This window comes from Amycolatopsis balhimycina FH 1894 (genome assembly GCF_000384295.1).
Classification (GTDB): Bacteria; Actinomycetota; Actinomycetes; order Mycobacteriales; family Pseudonocardiaceae; genus Amycolatopsis; species Amycolatopsis balhimycina.
The window spans coordinates 3,064,045-3,086,596 of record NZ_KB913037.1; the positions used below are offsets into that span (position 1 = coordinate 3,064,045).

Genomic DNA, 22,552 nt, shown 5'->3' on the forward strand with positions numbered 1-22,552 from the left:
CGTGCGAGAGTGGCGCGGTTCGCCTCACCGAACGTATCGAACAACTGCAGCGCAAGCTCGTGGTCACGCACCACCGTTCGGGGTGAGGCCGGCCGTGAGTTCATTTCAACCCCGCTTCCTGAAGCAGCGTGTCCCGGCGCAGTTGCAGCTCCGCCGGGAGGAACTCACCTTCCTGGGTCGCCAGCTGCTCCGCCCAGGCGAGCATCCTCTCGCGGACCTGCTGCCACCGGGCCTGGACGTCGTCGTCGCCCGGGTCCAGCGGGAACCGGGCCACCAGCTCCCGGGCCAGCATCTCCGCGTCCTTCGTCCGGAACGGCTGGATCCGGATCGCTCGCGGACGCAACGCGTCTTCGGAGATGAGGTCGCTCAGGTCGCTCGGGTCGATCGCCGCCACGACCCGGACCGAGCCGAGCTCCCGGACGGCGGCCGGCAGCAACAGGCCGTGGAACAACAGTTCGCGTTCCAGGACCCGTCTGAGGTTGTCGAGGACGAGCACGAGCGGTGCATGGCGGGCGAGCTTTCTCAAAAAGTCCTGCAGGATCCGGTACCTCGGGTCGATGTCCTGGAACGCGTCTTCGGGCCGGAAACCCAGCATGACCGGTCCCGGTGCCGGACCAGACAACGCAGTGAGCGCGTCGTCGCAGATCTCTCCCGCCCACGGCTCGAGCCAGCGCTTCGCCTGCATGATGACGTCCCGGATGAAATCGCCGGTGCTGGTGTTCGCCCGGAGGCTCAAATAGACCGCCGGCGCCCCGCCGACCAGCTTGGTCAGCAGGTAGGAACGCAGTACCAGGCTCTTGCCCACCTTGTTCTTGCCGGTGATCAGCAACAGCCCGCTGTCGCGCCGGTGCACGTCGCGGCGGATCGCCGTGCGATCGACCAGGCTCACGACCTCGGCCAGCTCGCCGAATTTGACGATCACGTCGTCGAGCTGCCATTTCTTACGGTGGCGTAGAATCGTTTCCGGGGCGTCGGCCACGTGCAGGACGGGTAGCCCCCATGCCGAATCCGGCAGTTCCGGAGTGAATTGGACGTCGTCACGGGCAGCTGCGACGGCGGCATCGATGGCCTTCCCGTGCGCCAGTTCGTGGTACATCCGTTCGGCGAACACGATCGCCGCCTTGGACGTCACATCACCCTGCGTGGAAACGACGGCCGAGGCTTCTCCCAGGAAACCGTCCGCCAGCCCCCGCATCGCCGGGGTGACGGTCGCGGTTCGGCAGGCGTTGAGGACGACCAACCGCAGGTCAGTACTGCCCTCCAAGGCCCGGGCCACGAACCGGTTGTCCAGGTCCCATTCGCCGCTGTCCGCCATGACCCGCAGCGCCGCGCCGCCCTCCGTCCGGTGTCCGTGCCCGACAAAGTGGAGAACCTGTGGCCGGACATCGGCGAACCGGTCCCGCAACTGCTGCTCGCTCGGCTTGACGACGGCTTCCACGTGCCAGCAGCACGGTGCACCCCGCAAGCCCCGGTAGATCGCTTCGATCTCGCCTTGGTAATCGATCTCCGTCGAATCGTCGTCACCGACGACGACCAGCACGTTGATCGGCACGTCCACGTCGTCGAGCATCCGCCGGTACGGCACCCGTGCCCGCAACGAGGGCTGCTCTTTCCTGGTGAAGAGGGATTTGTCCTGCGGGTTGGTGAGGAACTCCCAGGGAATCTCGGCGAGTTCGCCGGTCCTGATGTCGAAAACAAGCCGTTCCGCCCCCTGCTCCCAGGCCGCAGCCAATCCGCCACCGGTCAACACCGCTCCCAGCTCGGCGCCGATCTGCGTTATCGTCGCTTCATCGGCGTCACCGAGTTCGGGGATGACGGGCAGGTCCTTTCGGCTCAGCGATCTTTCCCACCACCGCCGCCCAACGATCTCGCCGCGTTCGTCGAGAAGCGCGGCGGTGATCAAGAAACCGTCGTCGTCGGCCGCAGCCATCCGGAAAAGCAGGCGATTCATGTCAGGCATCGGGCACCCTCCCGGCATAAGGTCGCCCCACCCGGCCCGTCGTTACGGAAAGTCACGAAAATTCGACGAAGTTGTTACACCCGGGCCGGCACTTCCGATCGGGCGCGATGCCGGCCTGGCGGCACGCAGGCAACGTGCGGGAAACGGCGTGGCGGCGGCCGAGCAGTCGGCAAGCCGGGCGCAGCACTGACGACCGCGGTAACGCGCTGGGGAACATCAGCTGCGCTCCGGAGACGCAAGGCACAGCCCGGCATGGGTGATGACGGAATTCCACTCGTCACGATTTGAAAATAATGCACAGCCGAGCCAGTCGACCGAGCCACAGCCATTTGGGTGATGTCGGCTCGTGCCCCGTAACAGGACACCTCGGTTTTCGACTCGAAGTTCGCAAGGTAGGTCGAACCTGCCGGAAGATCGTCAACGTGCTCGTCGCCGTCTACCTTGCGGCAGGCTGAACAATGCAGCCGCGCGCAAGGAGGTGGGCCGTGCCTGGAAGCCTCACGCTTCTCGACCTGGTAGCGCCCTATGTGCTGGGCGGTGCCGCGATCGGCGAGCCGCTGCACGAGCTTGTCTCCGCACTCTTCGTCCAGGATGTCGAGACATCCTTCGACGACGCAGGCGTCGTTGTCGGTGGCATGGCGCGTTTCAGCGCCGACCTCACGGCCAATCCGCCGCGGTTCACGCCGCCCGCGTCGATCAGCTTCGGCGGCACAGTGAACGTCGGCCATCGAACCGCACGGCACGATGGCGCGTGGTGGGACTTCCCCGACGTCGCGATCCGATTCCGGCTCAGCACGCCCCGCGCGTCCTCCCCAGCGGTCGACGGAGTTACCGGAGGTCCGGGTGGCACGCCGGCGCCGAAGACCGGCAACCCCGCTGCGTCGACCGTACTGCCACGGCTGGGCCAGGGTGTGCCCGCTGTCGGCCAACCCGCACAGGATGCGCCGACCACGGTCTTCCACCTCGACTTGCTCGTCGACGCCGCCACGTTGCACCTGCCGTTCCTCACCGGCGCCAAGCTCGACGCCAACGGCATGCTCGAAGTGGACCCCGCGCGGGCCGAAGTCACGGTCACGCTGCCCAAGATCAAGCTCTCCTTCGAGCAGAGCGCCGGTACTGCCGGCACCGATCCGCAACTGACCATCGCGCTCGACTCGTGGGCTGCGCACGACATCGACGACCCCGCAGGCACCGTGTACGCCGACCTGATCCGAATCAACCCGCCGTACGCACTGATCGGCCCGGGCAACGCGCTCGGCTTCGGCTTCCAGTCGCTGATCCTCGACCTGTCCGGTACCGAGACGCCCCCGGAGCTGATGAGCAAGTTCGGCGTCGGCGACGACTTCCGCGGTCTCTACCTGCCGGACGTGCGTGTGTTCGTGCGTCCGCCCGGCCTCGATGGCCTGGGCATCGACGTCTCGGCCCGCGAGCTGCTGATCGGCATCGGCCCGGAGGGTGGCGTCTCGGGCATCTTCGGCCTCGACGTGGTCAAGCCGGACTCCCCGCAGAACGTCGTCGTCTCGATCTACGACGAGAACGGACAGTTCCTGCAGCGCTTCGAATTCCCGGACGGAGTAAACCCGTACAGTCACGATCCGATCGACGTTCCGGCGCACACGCAATGGGTGGTCGACGTCCACGGGGGGCAGCCGCCCTACAACATCAACGTCGACGGACAGGTGCAGACGAACCAGCCGATCGACGTGACGTTCCCGACCGGGCAGCAGGCGAAGGCGGTCGCGATAACCGTCGCGGACGTGCACGCGGGCGGCCAGTCTCGCACGGGGGACGTCCCGATCCGGCTCACCGCCGCGTCGCTGAGCGCCGGCCAGGCGCAGCACGGCGGGGCGCAACCGGCAGCCCTCACCGTCACCACGAACGCCGGCCCGGGCTACACCATCACGATGGAGGACAGCCCGGCCAACGAGTCGGTGACTCTCGTCTTCGCTCCCCCCGATCCGGCCACGGCCACAGCCGGCGGCAATCCGCTCGCCGTCAGCGGCGGCCGCGCGACGGTGCCACTCGTGCACGGCGCATCGATCGACGTCGCGGCGAGCTGGCACGTGGCGGCGACACCGGCTGCGTCGCCGGTGGCAGTGACCGGCCAGTTCCAGTACGCGCAGCCGCCCGAGACGCCGAACCAGGTGCCGGACGAGAACGACCCCGCCTGGACCGCGTTCGCCGCGGTGGACAGCAACATCCGCACGGTCCCTTCGCGCGACGAGTCGAGCCCGAACGGCGGCTGGACGGCCGACGACAACCTCCTCGCCGGCAGCGCTCAGTTCGCGGCCTTCCGGGCAGCCGCGCGGGCCAACCCCACCGAGCACATCGCACTGGTCGGCACGGCGAGCAAGGAGCACGCGCCGAACATCGCCTACAACGTGGCGCTCTCGCAGCGGCGTGTCTGGGCGATGCAGGCGTTCCTGCGTGCGCACGGCATCACCAACCCGATCGACGGCAGCGCGCTCGGCGAGCAGCCGCCGGGCGGCACCTACCTGCAACCGCACCGTGCCGGCTTCCGCCGCGTCGAGTGCACCGTGCACACCGGAGGATCGCCGGACGCCACGAAGAACGGCGCCGTGCACATCGGCCGTCCGCCCCGCCCGCAGCTGCCGGTGCCGCAACGCCCGGCCGTCGTGCAGCGCCGGCCGGCGGGCAACGACGACTGGCGGTTCAAGGAACTGCACGTCCGCGTCGAGATCGACCACAACCGCCTGGTCGCAGCTGAGATCAGGCTCAAGATCGACCTGCAGACGGTGCTCGAAAGCAAGCTCGCCAGGGTCAACACCACCAACCCGGGTCAGGGCCAGCCCGGCGGCACTCCCAGCCTTCCCGTCGGCAAGGCCACCGATCCCGACGACGGCGTTCTCGACATACGCGTGCAGCTCACGCTCGACGACACCGTCGACCGCTGGCAAGTGGTGGCCGGCCTGTTCGAAGAGGACGCCGACGGCTTCCTGCAGACGCCCGCCCCGAGCGCGGCCGACGAGGGCAGCCCGGTCGAGCAGTACTGGCGGACGTTCTTCGGCATCCTCATCGTGCTCGCGCCGCTGACCGACGCGCTGGGTGCGTCCAACACCGCGGCGGGAGACGTCGTCGCACTGTCGGTGTCGGTCGCAGTGCCCTTCGCCGCGACGTCGCTGCACATCGTGCACGTCCCGCGAATCACCTTGTACGGCGGGGAATTGACCGTCACGCACGACGAGTCCGGCACCCGGGGAGTGCTGTTGCTCGACGTCGAGGTCGCTCTCGTGGTCACGCTCGAACTCGGCGCCACCAAGATCATCGACACCGACCCCCGCAACCCGATCACGGTGCGCTACAAGGCCGTCGGCTTCGGCACGTCGGACCGGCCGCAGGCGCGCGACCTGCTGCCGGTCTTCGACTCGGCCAAGGGCTACACGATCAACATCCCGAGCACCGGCGGCATCAAGGTGCCCGACCCGCTCGGCGACATCCTGCAGATCGCCGGCACGCGCATCGCCCGGTCGAACCCGGTCAATCTCGAACTCGACCTGGAGCTCAAGGCCGACCTCGGCGTCGTCTCGGTCGACAAGACCACGATCCGCATCCCGCTCGAGGGCGGCCAGGCACCGACGATCAGCGCGCTCGGCGTGCACATCGACGTGCCCGGCGCACTCGACGGGCACGGCTACCTCGCCATCTATCCCGACGGCTTCGCCGGCCAGCTGGACGTGTCCCTGCCCGGCGTCGGGGTGCGCGTGGCCGCCGGGCTCGCGGTGCGGCACGTCGCCGAACCCCCGCCCGGAACGCGTACGGCGACAGCGGTGTTGGTGACCCTCGAGGTCGACTTCCCGGTGCCCATCGCGCTCGGCAGCTCCGGTCTCGGCATCTACGGCTTCGGTGGTCTGTTCGCCGTGCACCACGAGCGGGACGAGCACCCCGGCGACCCGGTGCCCGCGCTCGGCTGGCTCGAGCGCGTCAACGGCAACCCGCTCGACATCAGCGGCTGGAAGCCCGAGATCGACCACTGGGCGATCGGTCTCGGCGCCGTGCTCGGCACGATTGACGCCGGCTTCACGCTGAACGTCAAGGGCATGCTCATCTTCGAGCTGCCCGGCCCGCGCATCCTGCTCGTGATGAAGGCCAACGTGATCAAGGTGCGACCGCCGCGGCAGGGCAACGTCACCGCAGCCATCCTCGCGGTCATCGACCTCGACCTCGGCCGGCAGCGCATCACGATCGGGCTCACCTTCGACTACGACGTCGCGCCGCTGTTGAAGGTCCACGTCCCGGTACGCGCGATCTTCCCGTTCAACGATCTCGCGCACTTCGCCATCGACGCGGGCAGTTGGTACGCGCCGGCGACGGTCGAGTTCTTCCGGCTGTTCACCGCGCGCGGCTACTTCATGATCCGCGGCAAGGGTATCCCCGACACTGGCGCGCCCGCCGACAACTACGACACCGGACAGGGGAACTTCCCGCTGCCCAGCTCGCTCAACGGGTTCTCGATCATGACCGGCGTCTCGGTGTCGTTCCTCTGGGGCAGCCGCAGCAGCGGGCTCTACCTGTCGGTCGGGGCTTCCGTCGATGTCGGACTCGGCTTCGAGCCGATCATGTTCGCCGGCCGGCTCAAGCTGTGGGGCGAGCTGCACTTGTGGATCATCGGCATCGAGGCGTCCGCTCAGCTGTCGGTGACCGCGGGGCAAAAGGGCAACGACAACATCGTGCTCATCGACGGCGAGGTGCACGGCAAGGTCGACTTCTTCTTCTTCAGCATCGAGGGATCCGTCCACGTCACGCTCGGCGGCTCGCCCGACTCCCCGCCCGCGCCGCCGCCGCTCGTGACCGGCGTCAGCCTGCAGTCGCGCGCGGCCGCGCTGCTCAACGGCGTCTCCAGCGACCGGCCGATCGACGGCAAGCTCTTCGACGCACATCCCGAGGGCCCGGCGCCGCAGGCCGAGGCCGTGCCCATCGACTCGATCATCGTGATCCACCTCGACTGCACACCGCGCATCAAGGGCGGCGCGGCAGTGACGACCGGCAATCCGTCGGGCGTGGTCAGTGTGCCGGTCCTGACGCCGGACGGCCCACCCACCCCCGCCGTCCGTCGCGGCGAGCCGTTCTACACCTACCGCATCACCGGCATCACGCTGGATCACGCCGTCACCGCCGGCGACGTCCCGATCGTCTGGTGGCCGAACGAGCCGCACCCGACGTCGGAGAGCAAGCGCGAGCTGGCCCTGCTCACGCGCGTGCCCGACCCCCACCCGTGTGCGGTCGAACGCAGCAAGCACCTCGAGGACAAGCTCAGCCAGACCTGGGAGACGGTGTGCGACCGGATCGCGCCGGCGACGCCGGTGCTTTGGACGTTCCACGACACACCCCTCGGACCGTCGACCGTCGGCTGGGTGCTCACCGGCAAGGCCTGGCCGGACCCGCCGGGCAGCACGCGCAGTGTTGCGCCCGACGTGCGGCTCGACGTGGCCGAGACGTGGCGCACCGGCGACCCGGTCGTCGATCTGGCCGTCGACATCGCACCGGCGCGGGTGATCGGCGCGACCGTGAAGTGCGACGAGCGCTGCGCTCCGCGGATGCCGAGGGACCGGCTGCCCACCTGCTGGGCGCATGTGCTGGAGGCGCCGTTCCTGCGTCACCAGGATTTCCATCTGCTCACCGAGCATCCGCTGGGTGAAGTGCTGATCAAGCTCGCCGAGCAGGCCGCGGCCCAGCGCAAGGACCCGCTCGACGACGTGATCGCGCTCAAGACCGAGTCGATCGTGCGCTTCCGCGCGCTGCTCGCGGTGCCCGGCTTGGCGCTGCAGGCGCGCGCGCTGACCGTGCGGCTGTTCGGCGACGACGGCACGGTGCTGGCCGAGTTCCCGGTCGACGGCAGCGGCCCGAGCCGCCTCGTCACCGCGCCGGCCGACCTGCCGCCGTCGTGGACCGACCCGGACGGCCCGTGGTTCTGCCGGGTCGCGGAGGTGCTGAGCTACCTGTGGCCGAACACGGACAGGGAGCGGATGCACCTCGTGCTCGTCGACGCCGACGTGCCGGACGGCACCGCGTACGCGCAGTTCGGCCTTCGGGACGCGGCCGGGCTGACCGCCAAGGGCCTCGCTCGGCCGAGCTACCTGCTCGGCGTCGTCGAGACTCTGGCCGCCGCCGAGGTCGCCCGCGAGCAGCACGACACCCTCGTCAAGGACGGCAAGATCACGGTGATCGACGGCGCGCTGGCCGATCCCGCGAACCAGCCCGCGCTGCTGCTGCCCAATACCGACTACACGGTCGGTGTGACGTGGGAGTGGACGACCTGCGACGAACACGGCACCGTGCCCGGCACGGCGACCTGGACGGCCGGTACGGCACAGAACTTCCACTTCCGCACCGACGGCGCGCCACTGGCGCCGCGCACCGTGCAGATCGCCAACGGTCCCGCGCAGGTGATGCCGGTGCGGCTCGATCCGTGGGTGCTGCTCACCGATCCCTTCGACGGCGACCGCTTCTTCTTCTACGGCGACAAGGTGCGCGTCGTCTTCGCCGTCGACTACCTGCTGCACATGTACGCCACGTACGGCGTGGCAATCCAGGCGAAGGTTCGCGCGGCGTCGTTCAAGAACGCCGACCCGGCCGGCCCAGGCTTCGCGAAGACCGTCCTTGCCCTCGGGCCGGCCGTCGCGAAGGCGCTCAAGGAGGCGAACGTCTTCACGCCGTGGGAGGACACCGTCCGCGGCGTCCTCGGAGACGCGCCGTGCATCGACTCGTCCGGCGCGGTGTCGCGGCAGCAGATCCTGGACATGGATCTGCTGCTCGAACCTCGTACCGACTACGTCTTCGACATCGAGCCGGTGAACCCGCCCGCGCCGCCCGCCGACTCGACCGTGTCACCGCTGTTCCGGCGTCCGTTCACGACATCGCGGTACAAGAGCTGGCAGGAGATGGCGGCGGCGGTTTCCGCGGCGAATCTCGTCGAGGCACCGGCCGACGATGTCTCACAGCTCGAGGCACTGGTCAGCACACCCGGGCCGGTCTCGGCGGCCGCACTGGACGCGGCGCTGCGGCAGGCGGGGCTGCGACCGGTGGTCGCGGTGACCGACCCCGTCGTCGAGCTGCTGTGGGTCACGGTGGGTGGCACGCTGCAGCCACGCGTGCTCGTGATCCGCACGCCCGAGCCGCTCGTACGCACGCGCAATGAGCCCCACCAGTACGAGCCACCCGGCGTACCCCGCCTGCAGCGGAAGGTGATCACGCTGCAGGACAAGGCGTACCTCGAGGTCGTCGCCACGCCCGGGGTGGCCGGCGCGGCACCGCTGCACATCGTCGGCAGGCCCGGCATGAACACGGTGGTCGTGATCGTCGACTCCGGCCGCGGCGCCCCGATCGACCTGACCCTGCGCCGGCACGGCAACCAGTTCCTCGGCGAGGCAGCGGGGACGCAGGACGCCATGCTGTTCGCCGTCACGATGGACGCCGCGACGTGGGAGGTGGTGTGACGATGGCGCCACGCGTGAGCCTGCCGGGCGAGCTGTTCCTGGACGCGATCGTCAGCTACCCCGAGCGTCAGCTCGACGTCGGTTTCGACGTCGACGACAAGGACTACGGCCGGCGAGTCCCGTTCGACGAGGCAACCCGCGAACGGGTCAAGCGGCGTGCGCCCTACGTCGCGCTGCGCTGGGTGCTGAACCCGGCGCTCGGCATCCCGCTCGAGCCGTTCACCGTCTGGCGCCGGCCGGCGCGGAAGCGCGAGGCCGCCCAGCCGATCGGCGGCTGGCACCAGACAGGCTTCGGCACCTTCGAGTGGGACGGTGTCACCGAGCTGCTTCGCATCGAGATCGACCTCACCGCGTCCGCCACGATCACCGGGCTGCACCGTAGCGACCTCGACCCCGTGCAGAGCGCCGGCGGCAAGGCCGGCGACACGGTGGTGCTCGACGCCGGCCCGATGCTCGGCGTACGCACGGACAACCCCGGTGCGATCGGCGCCGCACGCGGCCTGTCGCTGGTGACGATGGCCAACGGCAACGGCTGGCAGCCGTTCGAGATCGTCGGCCTGCCGCTCACGCCGGACCAGCTCAACGCCACCTACTACGGCGGCGCGCAGCAGGGGCCGATCGGCGCGCTCACCGACCCGTTCGAGGCTGCCGTCCGGCGCCTCGAACGGTGGGGCCCGGTGCTGGGCTGGCTGCCCCTGGCCGGACTCGCCCCCTGGGTGCCGCCGAACGCCAAGCCCCTGGTCGAGGAGATGCAGGGCGATCTGCTGACCGGCCTCGTCCAGGTGCTGGCCGCCCACCCGCCACCCGCGGTCGGCGCGCAGGTCGGCGCGGCGATCGTGCACAAGCTGGAGCAGCTGGGTCAGGTCATCGGCGCCCGCACCAAGGTGCTGAACTCGGGGGCGGCGGGCGACCGGGCCGAGATCACCGTGCGGCCGCTGCAGGCGCTCACGACGTCCGTCGCCACTGACACATGGGCGAGCCTGGCGCTGGGCTTCGGCACCGGCGACTCACTCGACGGCGACGACAAGGACGGTGGTCACGACTACATGGTCACCGCGCCGTGGGACGGCATCCTGAAGACCGCGGTGCAGGAGCCGTGGCCGTTCCCGTGGCTGCCGGGCGCGCCACCGCCGGTGATCATCGAGGAGGAGGTGTCGCGCGAACTCACGGCGATCGTGCTGTCACCGGGGTTGCGGCCCGCGCCGGGAGTCCCTTCGCCGCTGACCGCGGGCCTCGGCCACGACGAGGGCGCGAACGCGGTCGACGAGCCGTACCACGCCAGCGTCGTGCTGCAGGCCGCGCGTCCGCCGGCACTACCGCGTGAGCCGCGTGCCGCCGCGTACGCCCTTGCCCGCTATGGCGATCCGGGCGCGGGCAGGTACCAGCTGCGCAAGCACCCGCTTGCCGGTGGCTGGGTGCCGATCGGGTCGGCAGTGCCCGTCCCCGAGCCGGGCACGCCGCCGGATCCGCGCACACCGCCGAACACGGTGACGCTGCGCAACAGCGGTGTCGAGCGCCCGAAAACCGGGCCGGCGCACACGTACGAGTACTACGCCGCTGCCACCGACCTGTTCGGGCAGTGGAGCGCGTGGGCCACCACCTGGTGCGCGCTGGGCGCGGCCGGTGTGCAGGCCCCGGCGGTCGCCACCGTGAAGGCCCGCGCCGCCGGGGCGGCCGACCCGTGCGTGCTCACCGTCGCGACCGAGGTCGTCTGGGACATCCGCGAGCGGTCGCTGCACCGGCTCACGCTCGCCGTCGACGCCTACCCGCCGACCCCGCCTCCCCCGGCCGCGTACGACCGGCCGCCGGAGACCCCGCAGGGCGGCGCCGTCACCCTCACCACGGTGACGCTGAGCTTCGCCACCGACGGCACGCCCGGCGCACCGCCCGCGGGCGTCGACATCGCCCTCGTCCACGACGACGGCACACCCGTCGACGCCGCCCACCCGGCCGACCCCGTCGAGCGGCGCTACCGCATCACCCTCCACGACCTGCCCGTCACCTTCGCGGGGCGCCACGAGCTCGCCGTCGCCGTCTATGCACGAGCCGAGGAGACGATCCGTCCCGGCGAGTGGAGCAGCTGGGCCCACACCCGCGAGGCGGCGATCGCCGCCAACCCGATCCCGCCGCCGCCCTCGGCGCCGCTGCCGGCGGTATATCCGTACTGGGCCTCGCTGCCCGACGCGGCCGGGCTGTCCTACGCAACGGTGAGCTGGACGCCGTTCGGCGCCTGGCGCTACCGCGTGTACGAGGCCACCGAGGCCGCGCTGCGTGCCGCGTGCGGACAGCCGGGCCCGGTGCTCACCGACGGCTTCACCGCACGCATGCAGGCGCTCTTCGACCTGTACCGGGTCGCCGCCAACCTACCGAACCTGAAGAAGGCGTTCCGCAAGCTCGGCACCGAACCCGTCCTGCCGCCGATCATCGACGGCAAGATGCACTTCCAGTCTCTGCTGCCGCGCGGCAGCTCGCTGATCCACTGCTACGTGGTCGTGGGCGTCACCGAGTCGAACGTGATCTCGGGCTGGCCGCAGCCCGACGCCAACGGACGAAAGGCCTTCGACGGGTACGCGATCCCGCGTCCGCTGCGTCCGGCGATGCCGCAGCTGCGTGCCACCCTCGACGGCGCCGGCGTGCCGCAGGTGACGGTCCGGCTCGAGGGCGCCGAGCCGCCCGCGCAGATCAGGCTCTATCGTGCGGCCAACGCGATCCTGGCTCGCTCGACCGGAACCATGCAGCTCGTCGCCACCGTCCCGCCCGCGAGCGGCGCGCCCGGCGCGTGGAAGCAGACGACGATTCCCGATTCGGGTGCGCCGGCCGGCTGGTCACGGCTTCAGTACCGCGCCGTCGCCCTCGCGACCGATGACCCGGAGCGCGCGGGCATGGCGGTACCGTCCGAGGCGTCTCGCGCGTACGCGCTCCTCAACCCGCCGCAGAACCCGCCGACGCTCACGCTCACCCCGAACGTCGAGGGGACGACCGATACCGCTTCGCTGGTGCGCGTCGACACCGGCGCGCTGCGCAAGGGCTCGGACGTCGGCGACTTCGCGATCGCGTACACCGCGAACCCGGGCCCGGTCCGGTTCGCGTCCTCGCTGGGGACGGTGCCGGAGTTCGCCACCACAGCGGCGCTCGCCGCCGACACCGAGGACGCGGGCTACGTCGGCGGCGTGCTGCACCTGCGGCTACCTCGGGCGGCCGGGCAGGAGTTGGCGCTCGCTGTCGACGTCACCGACCCGCTCGCGCGCAGCACCCACGGCGTGCTCACCATCGCGGCCGAGGTGCCCGACCCCGCACCGGTCGTCACCCTGGCGGCGACCCGCTTCGGCGGCATCGCCCGACTGCGCATCGACACCAACGTCCCGCGGCCGCCCAACCCGGCACACGACTGGATGCTCACGGTCGCCACGCAACGGCTGTTCAACTTCCCGCCGTCACCACCGAGCACACAGACGTTCTCGGTCTCGGCCATTGCCACAATCCCGAATGAGGCCGCCATGCCCAGCCCGGCGTTCGACCCCGCGCTATTCGAGATCCGCCGCATCGACGGCACGTCGCACATCGTGATGTGGCTGCGCGCGGCGGCCGGCATCCGGGTCGGCGTGCGGCTCGCCAACGCCGACGGACAGATCGACACCGCCACGCAGGTGCTGGCATGACGTTCACGGTTGCCGGCATCCCCGACGTCACCCAACGGCTCGACTCCGACGGGCTCGCCGCGCTCGGCCTGGCCGGCCTGCTGCTGTGCCCGGCGTGGACCGATGCCGTCCCCGCGATGGACGCAACGGCCCTGACCTTCACCGTCCCCGGCCTGTGGTACGCGCCGTGCGCCGGCATGCTGATGCAGGTCACGGACGGGACGAAGCTCGGCCTGTCCAAGCTCGACGGCACACCCGCCGTCACCGGCAACGCCGGCTGCCTGGTGTTCCGCATCCACCCGCAGGCGCGGTTGCGCATCGAGCGCGAGCTGGTCGCCGCGCTGCAGGCCGCGGGTGGGCCGCCCGACCAGTCGATCCGTCCCGTCCCGTCGCTCATCCTGATCACCGGCGCATCGACCGTCGACCACCCGCTCAACCTCAGCGCCGGTGACAAGTTCATGGTCGCCGGCACCGTGAGCATGTTCGACGAGCACGGCCTGATCGTCGATCCGTTCGCGTTCGCCGCCTGCCTGGCGGCGGTCCTGACCCAGACGCCGGCGCTCGGCATTGCCGCACCGGGCGGAGCCGCAGGCACGCTCGCCGCGATCGCGGCCGCCGCCCCGGCTGGACGCTTCGTCCACCTGCTCGACCTGCACGGCCGGCCGTGGAGCGATCCACCTGGGGCGAACCCGGGCGTCAGCCTCTACAGCGGCGCGCAGGTCGAGGGCACGCACCTCGGCGACGGCACGGTGCACCAGTGGCCGTCCGGTGCCGTGCTCGCCGGCCGCGCCGATCCGGCTGGTGCCCAGCAGCCACCACCACCGGCGCTGCTGCGCTTCGGCTTCGCGACGCTCGGCGGCATGGGCACGACCCCGCTGGCCTGGCCGCCGGCCGGCGCGCGGACACCGGTACGTGACACATTGCGCGTCACCGTCACCGACCCCACCTTCCATCTGCTCGGCAACCGCACCGCGACGCCGCGCGATCAGGTCGCCGGGGCTGACACGCTGTCCGTCGCCGAGGCGGCGCCCCTGGTACGCGACGGCAGTCCGGTCACGCTCCTGCCGGACGGACGTTCCTGCCTCGGCTTCTTCCGCCAGGCGATCCTCACCTTGCAGGGCGGCAACCCGAACGCATCATTCACAGCCGGGCCGATCCTCGCTGCGTCCGTCACGTTCGACGACGAGGCGTGGCCACTCCCCCTTGCACCCGGCCGCGGCGGACGCTGGCCCAGCTCGCCCGCCGCCACACCGGTGCCCGGCAACGATGCCACCGTGCTCGGCCGGCTGGCCCCGCTGCGCACCGCCACCACCGCCGGCTGGATCGCCGGCAGCAACGACGTGCTGATCACGCTGCCTGCCACACTGCCCGCGGGCGTGGCCGTGCGGCTGTACCCGGTCGAGGTCCTGCTCGGCGCCGCCCCGGACGAACAACCGCTGCTGCACCGGGCCGATGGCGGCGCCGCGATCACGACGGGCGGCACTGACACGATCGTGCTGGCGGACCCGTTCCGGCTCGGGACAGCGCCGGTGCGCGCCGGTTCACCGCAGGTGCGCGCCGACGCCGTCGTCGCCTGGCAATCACCGGGCGGCGCCGTGGTCGTGAAGATCGTCGCGAACCTGGACTGTGCGGTGGGTGCGGATGTGCCGCGTCCGGCCGCTGCGCCGACGAACCTGCTGGCCGCCGGCTTCTGGCGGGGCACGGCGTCGGCACCGCTGCTCGGCTCGCTGCCGCGCGGGTCGTTCACCGGCCTCTCGGCCGCCTTCGCCGATCCCCTCGCGTTCGTGCAGGGCATCGTCCGGCAGCTGACCACCGACCAGAACCCGCGCGAGGCGCCGCGGTTGCCGACGATGGCTCGCACGGAATCCCTGCTCGCGATCCAACTGCAACCCGCTGGTGGTCCGGATCTGTACCGCAGCGTCCTCACCGGCGGCTGGCTCACCCGTGAGGCCGACTCGCACTCCTACCGCATCGGCAACCCTGGCGCCGCCGGGGCGCACGAGGTGCACGCGCCGGGGGTCGCCGCGTCCGCACAGCTCGGCTTCGACCTGTGGGTCTCGGCACTGCACCGCGCACGTCCGGTCGTGCCCACAGCTGATGTCGCCGGGCCGATCGCCGACGGCCCCAACGCCGGGCTGCCGTCCAACTGGGTGCTGCTGCAGGCCAACACGACTTCGGCGCCTCCCGCCCGACCGGCCACGCCGTCAACGCTCGCCGGAGCGGTCCTGCAGACCGTTCCAGCCCTCGTCGAGACGCCCGAGCTCGCGCTGATCCCAGACGACAGCGTCGGTGACGTCACCACGTTCGTGCGGCAGACCCTGCCGAACTACCTGACCATGCCCAATCAGCCCGAGATCGGGCGGCAGATTCTTCGCGAGGTGCGCTCGTGCAAGTACGGGCGCCGAGACGCACAATGGGCGCTGCGCCGGGCGCTTCGACACGCGCGCGAGCTGGTCTACATCGAGACGCCGCTGCTCGCCTCGACGGCGCCCGCCGCAGGAGGCCCGGACGACCCACAGGCCGCAGTCGACATTTTCACCGAGCTCGCCACTCGGCTGGCCGAGGAGCCACGACTGCGGGTCGTGATCATGGTGCCCCGCACACCACCGTTCGCGCGTGGGTACGAGCCGTGGTCGATGTACTTCTACGCCGCACGCAACGCCCTGGCGCAGGTGCTGCAAGGGGCGGCCGGCGATCTCCCGGCACCAGGCGGCGGGACGCGGCCGCGGGTGGTGATGGCGCATCCGGCGGGGGTTCCCGGGCGTCCGCTCGTGATCCGCACGACCACGGTGATCGTGGACGACGTCTGGATGATCACCGGCACGTCCTCGCTGAGCCGGCGCGGATTGACCTTCGACGGCGCCAACGACGTCGTGCTCGCCGACTGGGCGCTCGACCGCTCGGCAGGAGCCGCCATCCGCGCGCACCGCAGGGCACTGATGGGCGCGCACCTCGGCACCGGCCCGGGCGTCGCCGGCACGCCGGGCGGCGCGCCGGCCTCCGCGGTCGGCGCCCCCGAGCCCGCGTTCGTAGGGTTGCACTCAGGCCTCTCGGCCCACGCCCTCTTCGCCGACGTGCTGGCGGCGGGTGGACTGGGCAAGCTGCTGCCCGTGTGGCCGGGGCCGGACCCCGCCGAGCCGAACGCGGTCAGCGCTCATCCTCCGGCGGTCGCTGACCCGGATGGTCGGGGCGGGGCGAATTTCGTGACCGCGGTCGCGGCGGCATTGGGTGGCAACACAGCGGTCTGAGTCAGCAGGCTTCCCGAGAACGCACGCCGGCGGTGCACCCTTCTCCACCTGCTTACGCAGAGCGTTTCCGTTGGCCTCGGGAACGGTTGAATCCTTCGCGCCCGGTCCTCGAAATCGAGCACCCCCTGGCGCCAGGCACGCTAGACAACCGCCGGGACGAGTTCGTGTGGTCCGTCTTCCGGCCGTGTCAGCCGACCACGACGAAGGCCCGGCAGACGTGCCGGGGCCATTTTGAGCAGGGCGCTGCTGAGGCTTTCGCGCGCGTTCGAGGCCTTCGGATCGCCGCATCGCGCAGCCGGCCGTACTGGCGCTTCGACTCGGCCGTGGCCGGCTGGTCGCCGAGGAATTCCAGCCACCGCGCTCGTCGGAATGCTCTCCCGCTCCCCGAGGCAGCCTCAACCGAGGTGAGGCGGCACGATAGCAATCGTGCGGAACTTGGCGAGCGGCGGTCGCGTGCTGGTCATTTCGCGGTTAGCGAAAGCGTGCGACGGGCCCTCCGTGACATGGAGGCCGGGATCCAAAGTGATGCTGAGGCTAGTGACGTGGTGTCTCGGGCTGATATCCAAGGCTCCCGGCCGGTCGTCGCTCCGGAGGACGCGGTTGCGGGACTGAATCGCGTTCTCAGTGCTGAGCTGATGAGCGAATCTGACCCTCGCGTATCGGATGTGCAGCGGCCGTCGAAGGAAAGCAGACCCAGCGGGGAGTAGAGGACGCGCGCTCGACCTGCCGGGGCCGGGAGATCAGGTGGGCCGCGTGACGGCCCGCAGGTACCCCGACAGCGCATCAGAGGGACGTTCCTTCGTCGAGCACCGACACGCAGAACATCTGGCTGTGCCGCTGAGCACGTGACCTGCCCGCGCGCTAGCGACAGCGGACCGGCGATAGAACTTTCACACGGATGGATGGCCGACGCGGCGTGGCGCGTCGTGGCGGGTGGGCGGGGCACGCTTCACGGACGGCGAGTTGTCCGCTCATACAGCGTATGGCGCGTGTGGGCGCCGTTACGCTGCGGGGCCGACTCCGTCGCGCAGCGCGGCGAACAGCCGCTCGAGGCGCACGCGGTGGTCCTGCACGACGGTGTTCGTCGGCTCGCCTGCGATGAGGCGGCGTGCGGTCTCCACCAGCACCGTGCTGTAGCCGGCGATGAAGAACGCGGCGAGCAACGGCGCGTCGCCCTCGAAAGCCGGGTCGCGATCGAGCTCCTCGGCCAGCGCCCCCTGAAGTTCGGACGCGATGGCTCGCGCGCGCGCGACGAGCGCGGGTGACTCCGCGACCGTCCGGAAGAAGGGCACGGAACGGTCGGAGACACCGGAAAGCGGGTGCCGGGTGTCGAGGAGGCGGAAGCTCGTGTCCCGCAAGGATGTCAGTGCGTCGATGCCCGGTGCGCGGTCGCGGACGGTCGAGCGCAGCAGGTCGACCGCGTCGGCCGCGCGGTCCATGAAGAGGTCTTCCTTGCGCGGGAAGTGGTTGAAGACCGTCACGCTCGAGACGCCGGCCTCGCGCGCGATCTCGGCGACGGTGACGGCTTCGTACCCACGCTCGAAGAACAACCGGTTCGCGACCTCCAGGATCCGTGCGCGTGTCTGCGGGCCGCCGCGCTCGCTGGTTCTGGGCATGCGCCTCACTCTCTTGTGTGACTAAATTTAGTTAGTTAACCTAGTGCTTGATCCGCCACTGTGCAACGAACATGATTGCCGACGCTGCCCAGTGAGTCGCGTTGGCCGAGGGGAGAAGGTCCCATGCAGCGACAGACGGTCGTGCCGCCGGGCACGGGCGACGAGGTGGCATCGACAGGGGCCGGCGTCATGAGCGAGCGCAGGTTCCCCGCTCCGTCCACGGTCAGCGAGCAGGCGCGGGCCTGGCTCGCCGTCGACGGTGGCGAGCTGTCCTATCCGGCCGCCGAGGACACCGAGGCGTGGCTCGCGATGGCTGAGCAGGCGAATCGATCCACGGCCCGGCGGTTCCCGATCTCCGAGCTGCCGGTCACTGTCGAGGACCTCGACGTGGACGGCGCCACCGTGTACGCCGCGAGGCCCGACGGGGTCGAGGAGAAGGCGGACGAGGCGGTCTTCCTCTGGATGCACCCCGGAGGTCTCCTGGTCGGCGGCGGGGACGCGTGCCGCGCGACGACGGCCAGGACCGCGCTGTCCATGGGCATGCTCGTGTGGGGCGTGGACTACCGGCTGCCGCCGCTGCATCCCCATCCTGCCGCGCTTGACGACGCGATCGCCGTGTACCGGCGCCTCTTGCGGGACCGCGATCCCTCGCGGGTGTTCGCCGGAGGCGACTCCGCGGGAGGAAACATCGCCGCGGCCCTCCTGCTGGGCGCCAAAGACGCCGGGCTGCCGATGCCCGCGGCCCTGGTGCTCAACACCCCGCAGGTCGACCTCACCGAGGCGGGCGACACCTTCCAGACCCTGGCCGGGGTGGACAACGTTCTCCGCAGCCTGCGAGCGACGAACGCCCTCTACGCGGCAGGGGCCGACCTGCGGGATCCGTATCTCTCCCCGCTCCTGGGTGAGCTGTCCGGCTTCCCGCCCACGTTCCTCCGAAGCGGGACCCGCGATCTGTTCCTCTCCAACACCGTCCGGATGCATCGCAAGCTGCGCGGCGCCGGTGTGGAGGCCGAACTGCACGTGTTCGAGGCGATGCCGCACGGCGGATTCGGAGGCGACACCCCGGAGGACCGGGAAGCCGCCGCCGAACAGCGTCACTTCCTTGACAAGTACGGCGCCTGGCTACACCGCGCTCTGGCAGCAACCGTTCCAGAGGAGGAGAGGGACTCATGAAGGCGGTCGAGTTCAGCCGGGTTCGAGGGCCCGGAGGTCCTCGAGATCGTGGACCTGCCCGCTACCAGCGCAGCGACCACCGATCCAAAGAAAGTGCGGACCCTGTTGGGGTCGACGACGCATGGCCAACACGGACTCGCAGGCTTCAGGAGCGGGCGCGCGGTATCCGACGGGGAGTCGGTGAACGGCCGGACGAACGATGACACGGACACCAGCGGAGCACTGGCTCTGCGAGTGCGGGTGGTGCGAAGATCCCCACCATGGGCTCGGACTGGTCATGGACGTTGGCGCTCCCCGGCGGGACGTTGAATTCGGCGACGGTCGAGCGGCTGCTGGCTCTGGCCGGCAGGTTCGGACTGTCGCCGCACCGACCCGGTGGGGGGATCAACGGATTCGACAATGCGCCCGGTCACGAAGGCGAACACCGGGTACTGAACTGGGAACAGCTGATGCAGAACCTCGTCGCGGGTTCCTGGGCGACCAACCTGTGGACCCGGTCCGAGGACGATGTCTGGCTATCCACGAAGCCTGACGCCGGAAGCGGCTGGGACTCCGTGCACCTGGCGTTGGACTCGTCCTACTGCGCACGGACTCCCGTTGCCCGAGCCGAACCGTTCCGGCGGCTGCACCGGCTGCTCACCGAATTGTGGGTCGCCATCGCGGGTGAGACCGAAGCGCTGTTCGGCCGCGTCGAAGACGAGTGGTCGTTGGAGCAGATCTGGTCCGAGCTACCCGATCCCACCTCGGGCAACACCCCGCCGCCCTGGGGTTCGTGGCCGGACTGGCTGAGCTGGTGGACCTACTTCGATGCCGACCGCTACCGGCTGCTGGAGCCCTTCGCCCTGGAGCTGGGCGCCGACATTCGCCGGACTCCCGGTGAGGCAGCGGTGATCGTGTTGCTGGCCGACCCGGCCGCGGTCGACGAGGTGAGGTTCGCTCAGCTGCACCACGAGTACCGGCGTGCGGTCGCAGCCGGCCTTCGGAACGGCTAGCCGGCCTGCCGCGAGTCGGTCGACGGCACGCCAATGGCGAGCGGAGCCGGGGTGCAGCCCGGCAGGACGAAGACATCTCGAAAAACTTAAGTAGTTACTTGACCAATCAGCCTGTCGAAGATAACTTAAGTACATGCTTAACCATAGTGAGTCGCTGGACCTGGTGTTCCGCGCGCTGGGAGACCGGACGCGGCGCGCCCTGGTGGAGCGGCTCGTGCGCGGTCCGGCGTCGGTCAGTGAGCTGGCCGCGCCGCTGCCGATGTCGCTCGCGGCCGTCGTGCAGCACCTGCAGGTACTCGAAACGGCCGGGATCGTGCGCTCGGAGAAGGTCGGCCGGGTGCGCACCTGCCGGATCGAACCGTCGGTTCTACGCGCCGGGGAGCACTGGCTCGGACACCAGCGCACCGCGTGGGAAAGCAAGCTCGACCGGCTCGGGGACTTCCTCGAGCCAGGTGACTCGGAAGGAAATGCCTCATGACCGTCACGCACGCCACGTTCACCCTGGAACGCACCTACAACACACCCCCCGCGCGGGTATTCGACGCCTGGGCGGACCCCGCCGCGAAAGCCCGCTGGTTCGGCGGGGAAACCCACGAACTGGACTTCCGCACCGGCGGCCGCGAGGTCACCACGGGCACCGCGCCGAACGGGAACAAGCTGGAGGCCTCCTCGACCTACCACGACATCATCCCCGACGAGCGGATTGTCTACTCGACCACGCTGACCGGCGGCGACACCCTCGCCACCCTCTCGACGACGACGATCGAGCTGCTCCCCGACGCCGGCGGCACCCGGCTGGTCCTCACCGAGCAAGGCACCTTCCTCGACGGCGCGGAAGAACCCGCCTGGCGCGAGCAGGGCACCAGTGCCTGGCTGGACAAGCTCGGCGAGGAGCTGAAGTGACCACCGGCCCGCGGGCGGTGATCGAGGCCCGCGTCGCGGCGGTGGCGGCAAAGGACCTGGACGCCCTCCTGGCCTGCTACGCCGAAGACGTCACGCTGTTCGACGCGGTCGGTCCCCTCCGCGACACCGGCCGGGACGCGGAACGGGCCCGGCTGCGGGAGTGGTTCGGCGCCTACCGGTCCGCGATCGAGCTGGACATCCGCGACCTGGACGTGGTCGCCGGCGGCGACGTCGCGTTCGCGGCCTACCTGTTCCACGTCCGCGGCACGATGCTGGACGGAACCGACGTGGCGATGTGGGTACGCTCGACCGCCGGGCTCCGCCGCGACGACCACGGCTGGAAGATCGTCCACGAGCACAGTTCGGTGCCGTTCGACGGCGCGACCGGCGAGGCGCTCACACGGCTGCGGCCCGAGTCCGGTACTGCGGCGGGCTGACGCCGAACTCGCGCGTGAACGCCGCACTGAGGCAGCCATCGGGTGTCGCCGACGGTCGCGGTCCGATGAGTGCTCCGTCCGGGCGGCGAGTACGCGGGCACGCTGATCCGCTAGGCCGGCGGCGAGACGGACAAGCCCATCGTTCGCCTCGGTGCGGCGGTCAGCGGAAGATCTCGATGTGGTCGGCGACCCACTGATCGAAGGTCAGCGGCGGCCGGCCGACCAGCTTCTCGAACGTGGGCAGGACCTTCACCGCGTGCACCTGGAACTCCTCGCGGGTCAGGTTGCCCAGCGTCGTCTCGACGACCAGTGGCTGGCGGCCGGACTTGGCCGCGGCGTCGCGGGCGGCCGCGATCGGGATGTCGATCAGGTTCAGCTCCCGGCCGAGCGCGGCACCCAGCTTCGCCACGCGTTCCCGGACGGTCAGCGCCTCCGGCCCGCCGAACCGGTAGCTCTGGCCCTCGTGGCCCGGCCCGAGCAGCGTCGCAACGGCGGCCGCGGCCACGTCGCGCGGGTCCACGACCGCGACCGGAGTGTCCACTTGCGACCAGAACACGGTGCCCTTGGCCTTGACCGGACCGGCCCACAGCCGCGCGTTGGAGCTGAACTCGCCGGGGCGCAGGAAGGTCCAGGCCGGGCCGCCGGGCCGGGCGCCGATCTGCCGCAGGGCCCGCTCGCCGGCCAGGTGCCAGGTGCTGACCAGGTCGGTGAACCCGTACTCGGCACCGATGATGGACAGCTTGACCACGTGCCCGACCCCGGCCTCGGCCGCGGCCTGCCCCAGGTTCGCGTCGTGCAGCGGCGTCTCCGGCCCGCCGCCGGAGAGCAGGAACACGCTGTGCGCCCCGGCGACGGCCGCCGGCAGCGTCTCCGGCCGGCCGAGATCACCGGCGACGAGCTCCACCCCGTCGCCGAGCACGGCCGCGGCCGTGGCCGGGTCCCGGGTCAGCGCCCGGACCGGGCGGCCCGCCTCGACCAGTTGCCGCACAACCTCTCTGCCGACCGTGCCGGTCGCCCCGGTCACCAAGATCATGGCTTTCTCCCTTTATCGACATCGACGGTTGTCCCTGCGCCGTAACAGCAACGTATAGAAATTCGGGCCGGCTCACCTCTCTCATCTTGCGCTGATCC

At 70.5% G+C, this 22,552-nt stretch carries 11 protein-coding genes; 8 read left to right on the forward strand and 3 right to left on the reverse strand.

Annotated features, from left to right (window positions below; all coding sequences use genetic code 11):
* Positions 1–100: 100 nt before the first annotated feature.
* On the reverse strand, positions 101–1,951 hold the full coding sequence (locus A3CE_RS0113055) for a CHAT domain-containing protein (protein WP_043790834.1): 1,851 nt from the start codon (positions 1,949–1,951) through the stop codon (positions 101–103).
* Between the two features lie 494 nt (positions 1,952–2,445).
* On the opposite strand from A3CE_RS0113055, the gene A3CE_RS0113060 reads away from it, so the two are divergent.
* From A3CE_RS0113060 to A3CE_RS0113070, 3 genes are read left to right on the forward strand one after another with little or no spacing between them, the layout of a single operon-like run.
* Positions 2,446–9,414 (forward strand): hypothetical protein, encoded by a 6,969-nt coding sequence (locus tag A3CE_RS0113060; RefSeq protein WP_211231849.1) that lies wholly within the window; start codon positions 2,446–2,448, stop codon positions 9,412–9,414.
* Between the two features lie 2 nt (positions 9,415–9,416).
* The gene (locus A3CE_RS0113065; protein ID WP_043790836.1) at positions 9,417–13,073 is read left to right on the forward strand and encodes a hypothetical protein; all 3,657 of its coding nucleotides are present in this window, start codon (positions 9,417–9,419) and stop codon (positions 13,071–13,073) included.
* Positions 13,070–16,300, forward strand: coding sequence for a phospholipase D-like domain-containing protein (locus A3CE_RS0113070; protein ID WP_020640534.1), 3,231 nt, complete (start codon positions 13,070–13,072; stop codon positions 16,298–16,300). The genes A3CE_RS0113065 and A3CE_RS0113070 overlap by 4 nt, the downstream gene beginning before the upstream one ends.
* Before the next feature lie 1,001 nt (positions 16,301–17,301).
* Here A3CE_RS0113070 and A3CE_RS0113075 read toward each other — a convergent pair.
* Positions 17,302–17,916, reverse strand: a complete 615-nt coding sequence (locus tag A3CE_RS0113075; RefSeq protein ID WP_020640535.1) for a TetR/AcrR family transcriptional regulator — start codon at positions 17,914–17,916, stop codon at positions 17,302–17,304.
* A gap of 123 nt (positions 17,917–18,039) precedes the next feature.
* On the opposite strand from A3CE_RS0113075, the gene A3CE_RS0113080 reads away from it, so the two are divergent.
* The 5 genes from A3CE_RS0113080 (at position 18,040) to A3CE_RS0113100 (ending at position 21,421) form a co-directional block, all read left to right on the forward strand.
* Positions 18,040–19,089, forward strand: a complete 1,050-nt coding sequence (locus tag A3CE_RS0113080; protein WP_020640536.1) for an alpha/beta hydrolase — start codon at positions 18,040–18,042, stop codon at positions 19,087–19,089.
* A gap of 260 nt (positions 19,090–19,349) precedes the next feature.
* On the forward strand, positions 19,350–20,081 hold the full coding sequence (locus tag A3CE_RS0113085) for a hypothetical protein (protein WP_020640537.1): 732 nt from the start codon (positions 19,350–19,352) through the stop codon (positions 20,079–20,081).
* A gap of 133 nt (positions 20,082–20,214) precedes the next feature.
* Positions 20,215–20,559, forward strand: a complete 345-nt coding sequence (locus tag A3CE_RS0113090) for an ArsR/SmtB family transcription factor (RefSeq protein ID WP_026468434.1) — start codon at positions 20,215–20,217, stop codon at positions 20,557–20,559.
* Entirely contained in the window at positions 20,556–20,984 is a 429-nt protein-coding gene (locus tag A3CE_RS0113095) for an SRPBCC family protein (RefSeq protein ID WP_020640539.1), read from the forward strand. The genes A3CE_RS0113090 and A3CE_RS0113095 overlap by 4 nt, the downstream gene beginning before the upstream one ends.
* Positions 20,981–21,421, forward strand: coding sequence for a YybH family protein (locus A3CE_RS0113100; RefSeq protein ID WP_020640540.1), 441 nt, complete (start codon positions 20,981–20,983; stop codon positions 21,419–21,421). Before A3CE_RS0113095 ends, A3CE_RS0113100 begins: the two co-directional genes overlap by 4 nt.
* A gap of 160 nt (positions 21,422–21,581) precedes the next feature.
* On the opposite strand, the gene A3CE_RS0113105 is transcribed toward A3CE_RS0113100, so the two are convergent.
* The gene (locus A3CE_RS0113105) at positions 21,582–22,454 is read right to left on the reverse strand and encodes an SDR family oxidoreductase (protein WP_020640541.1); all 873 of its coding nucleotides are present in this window, start codon (positions 22,452–22,454) and stop codon (positions 21,582–21,584) included.
* Positions 22,455–22,552 lie beyond the last annotated feature (98 nt).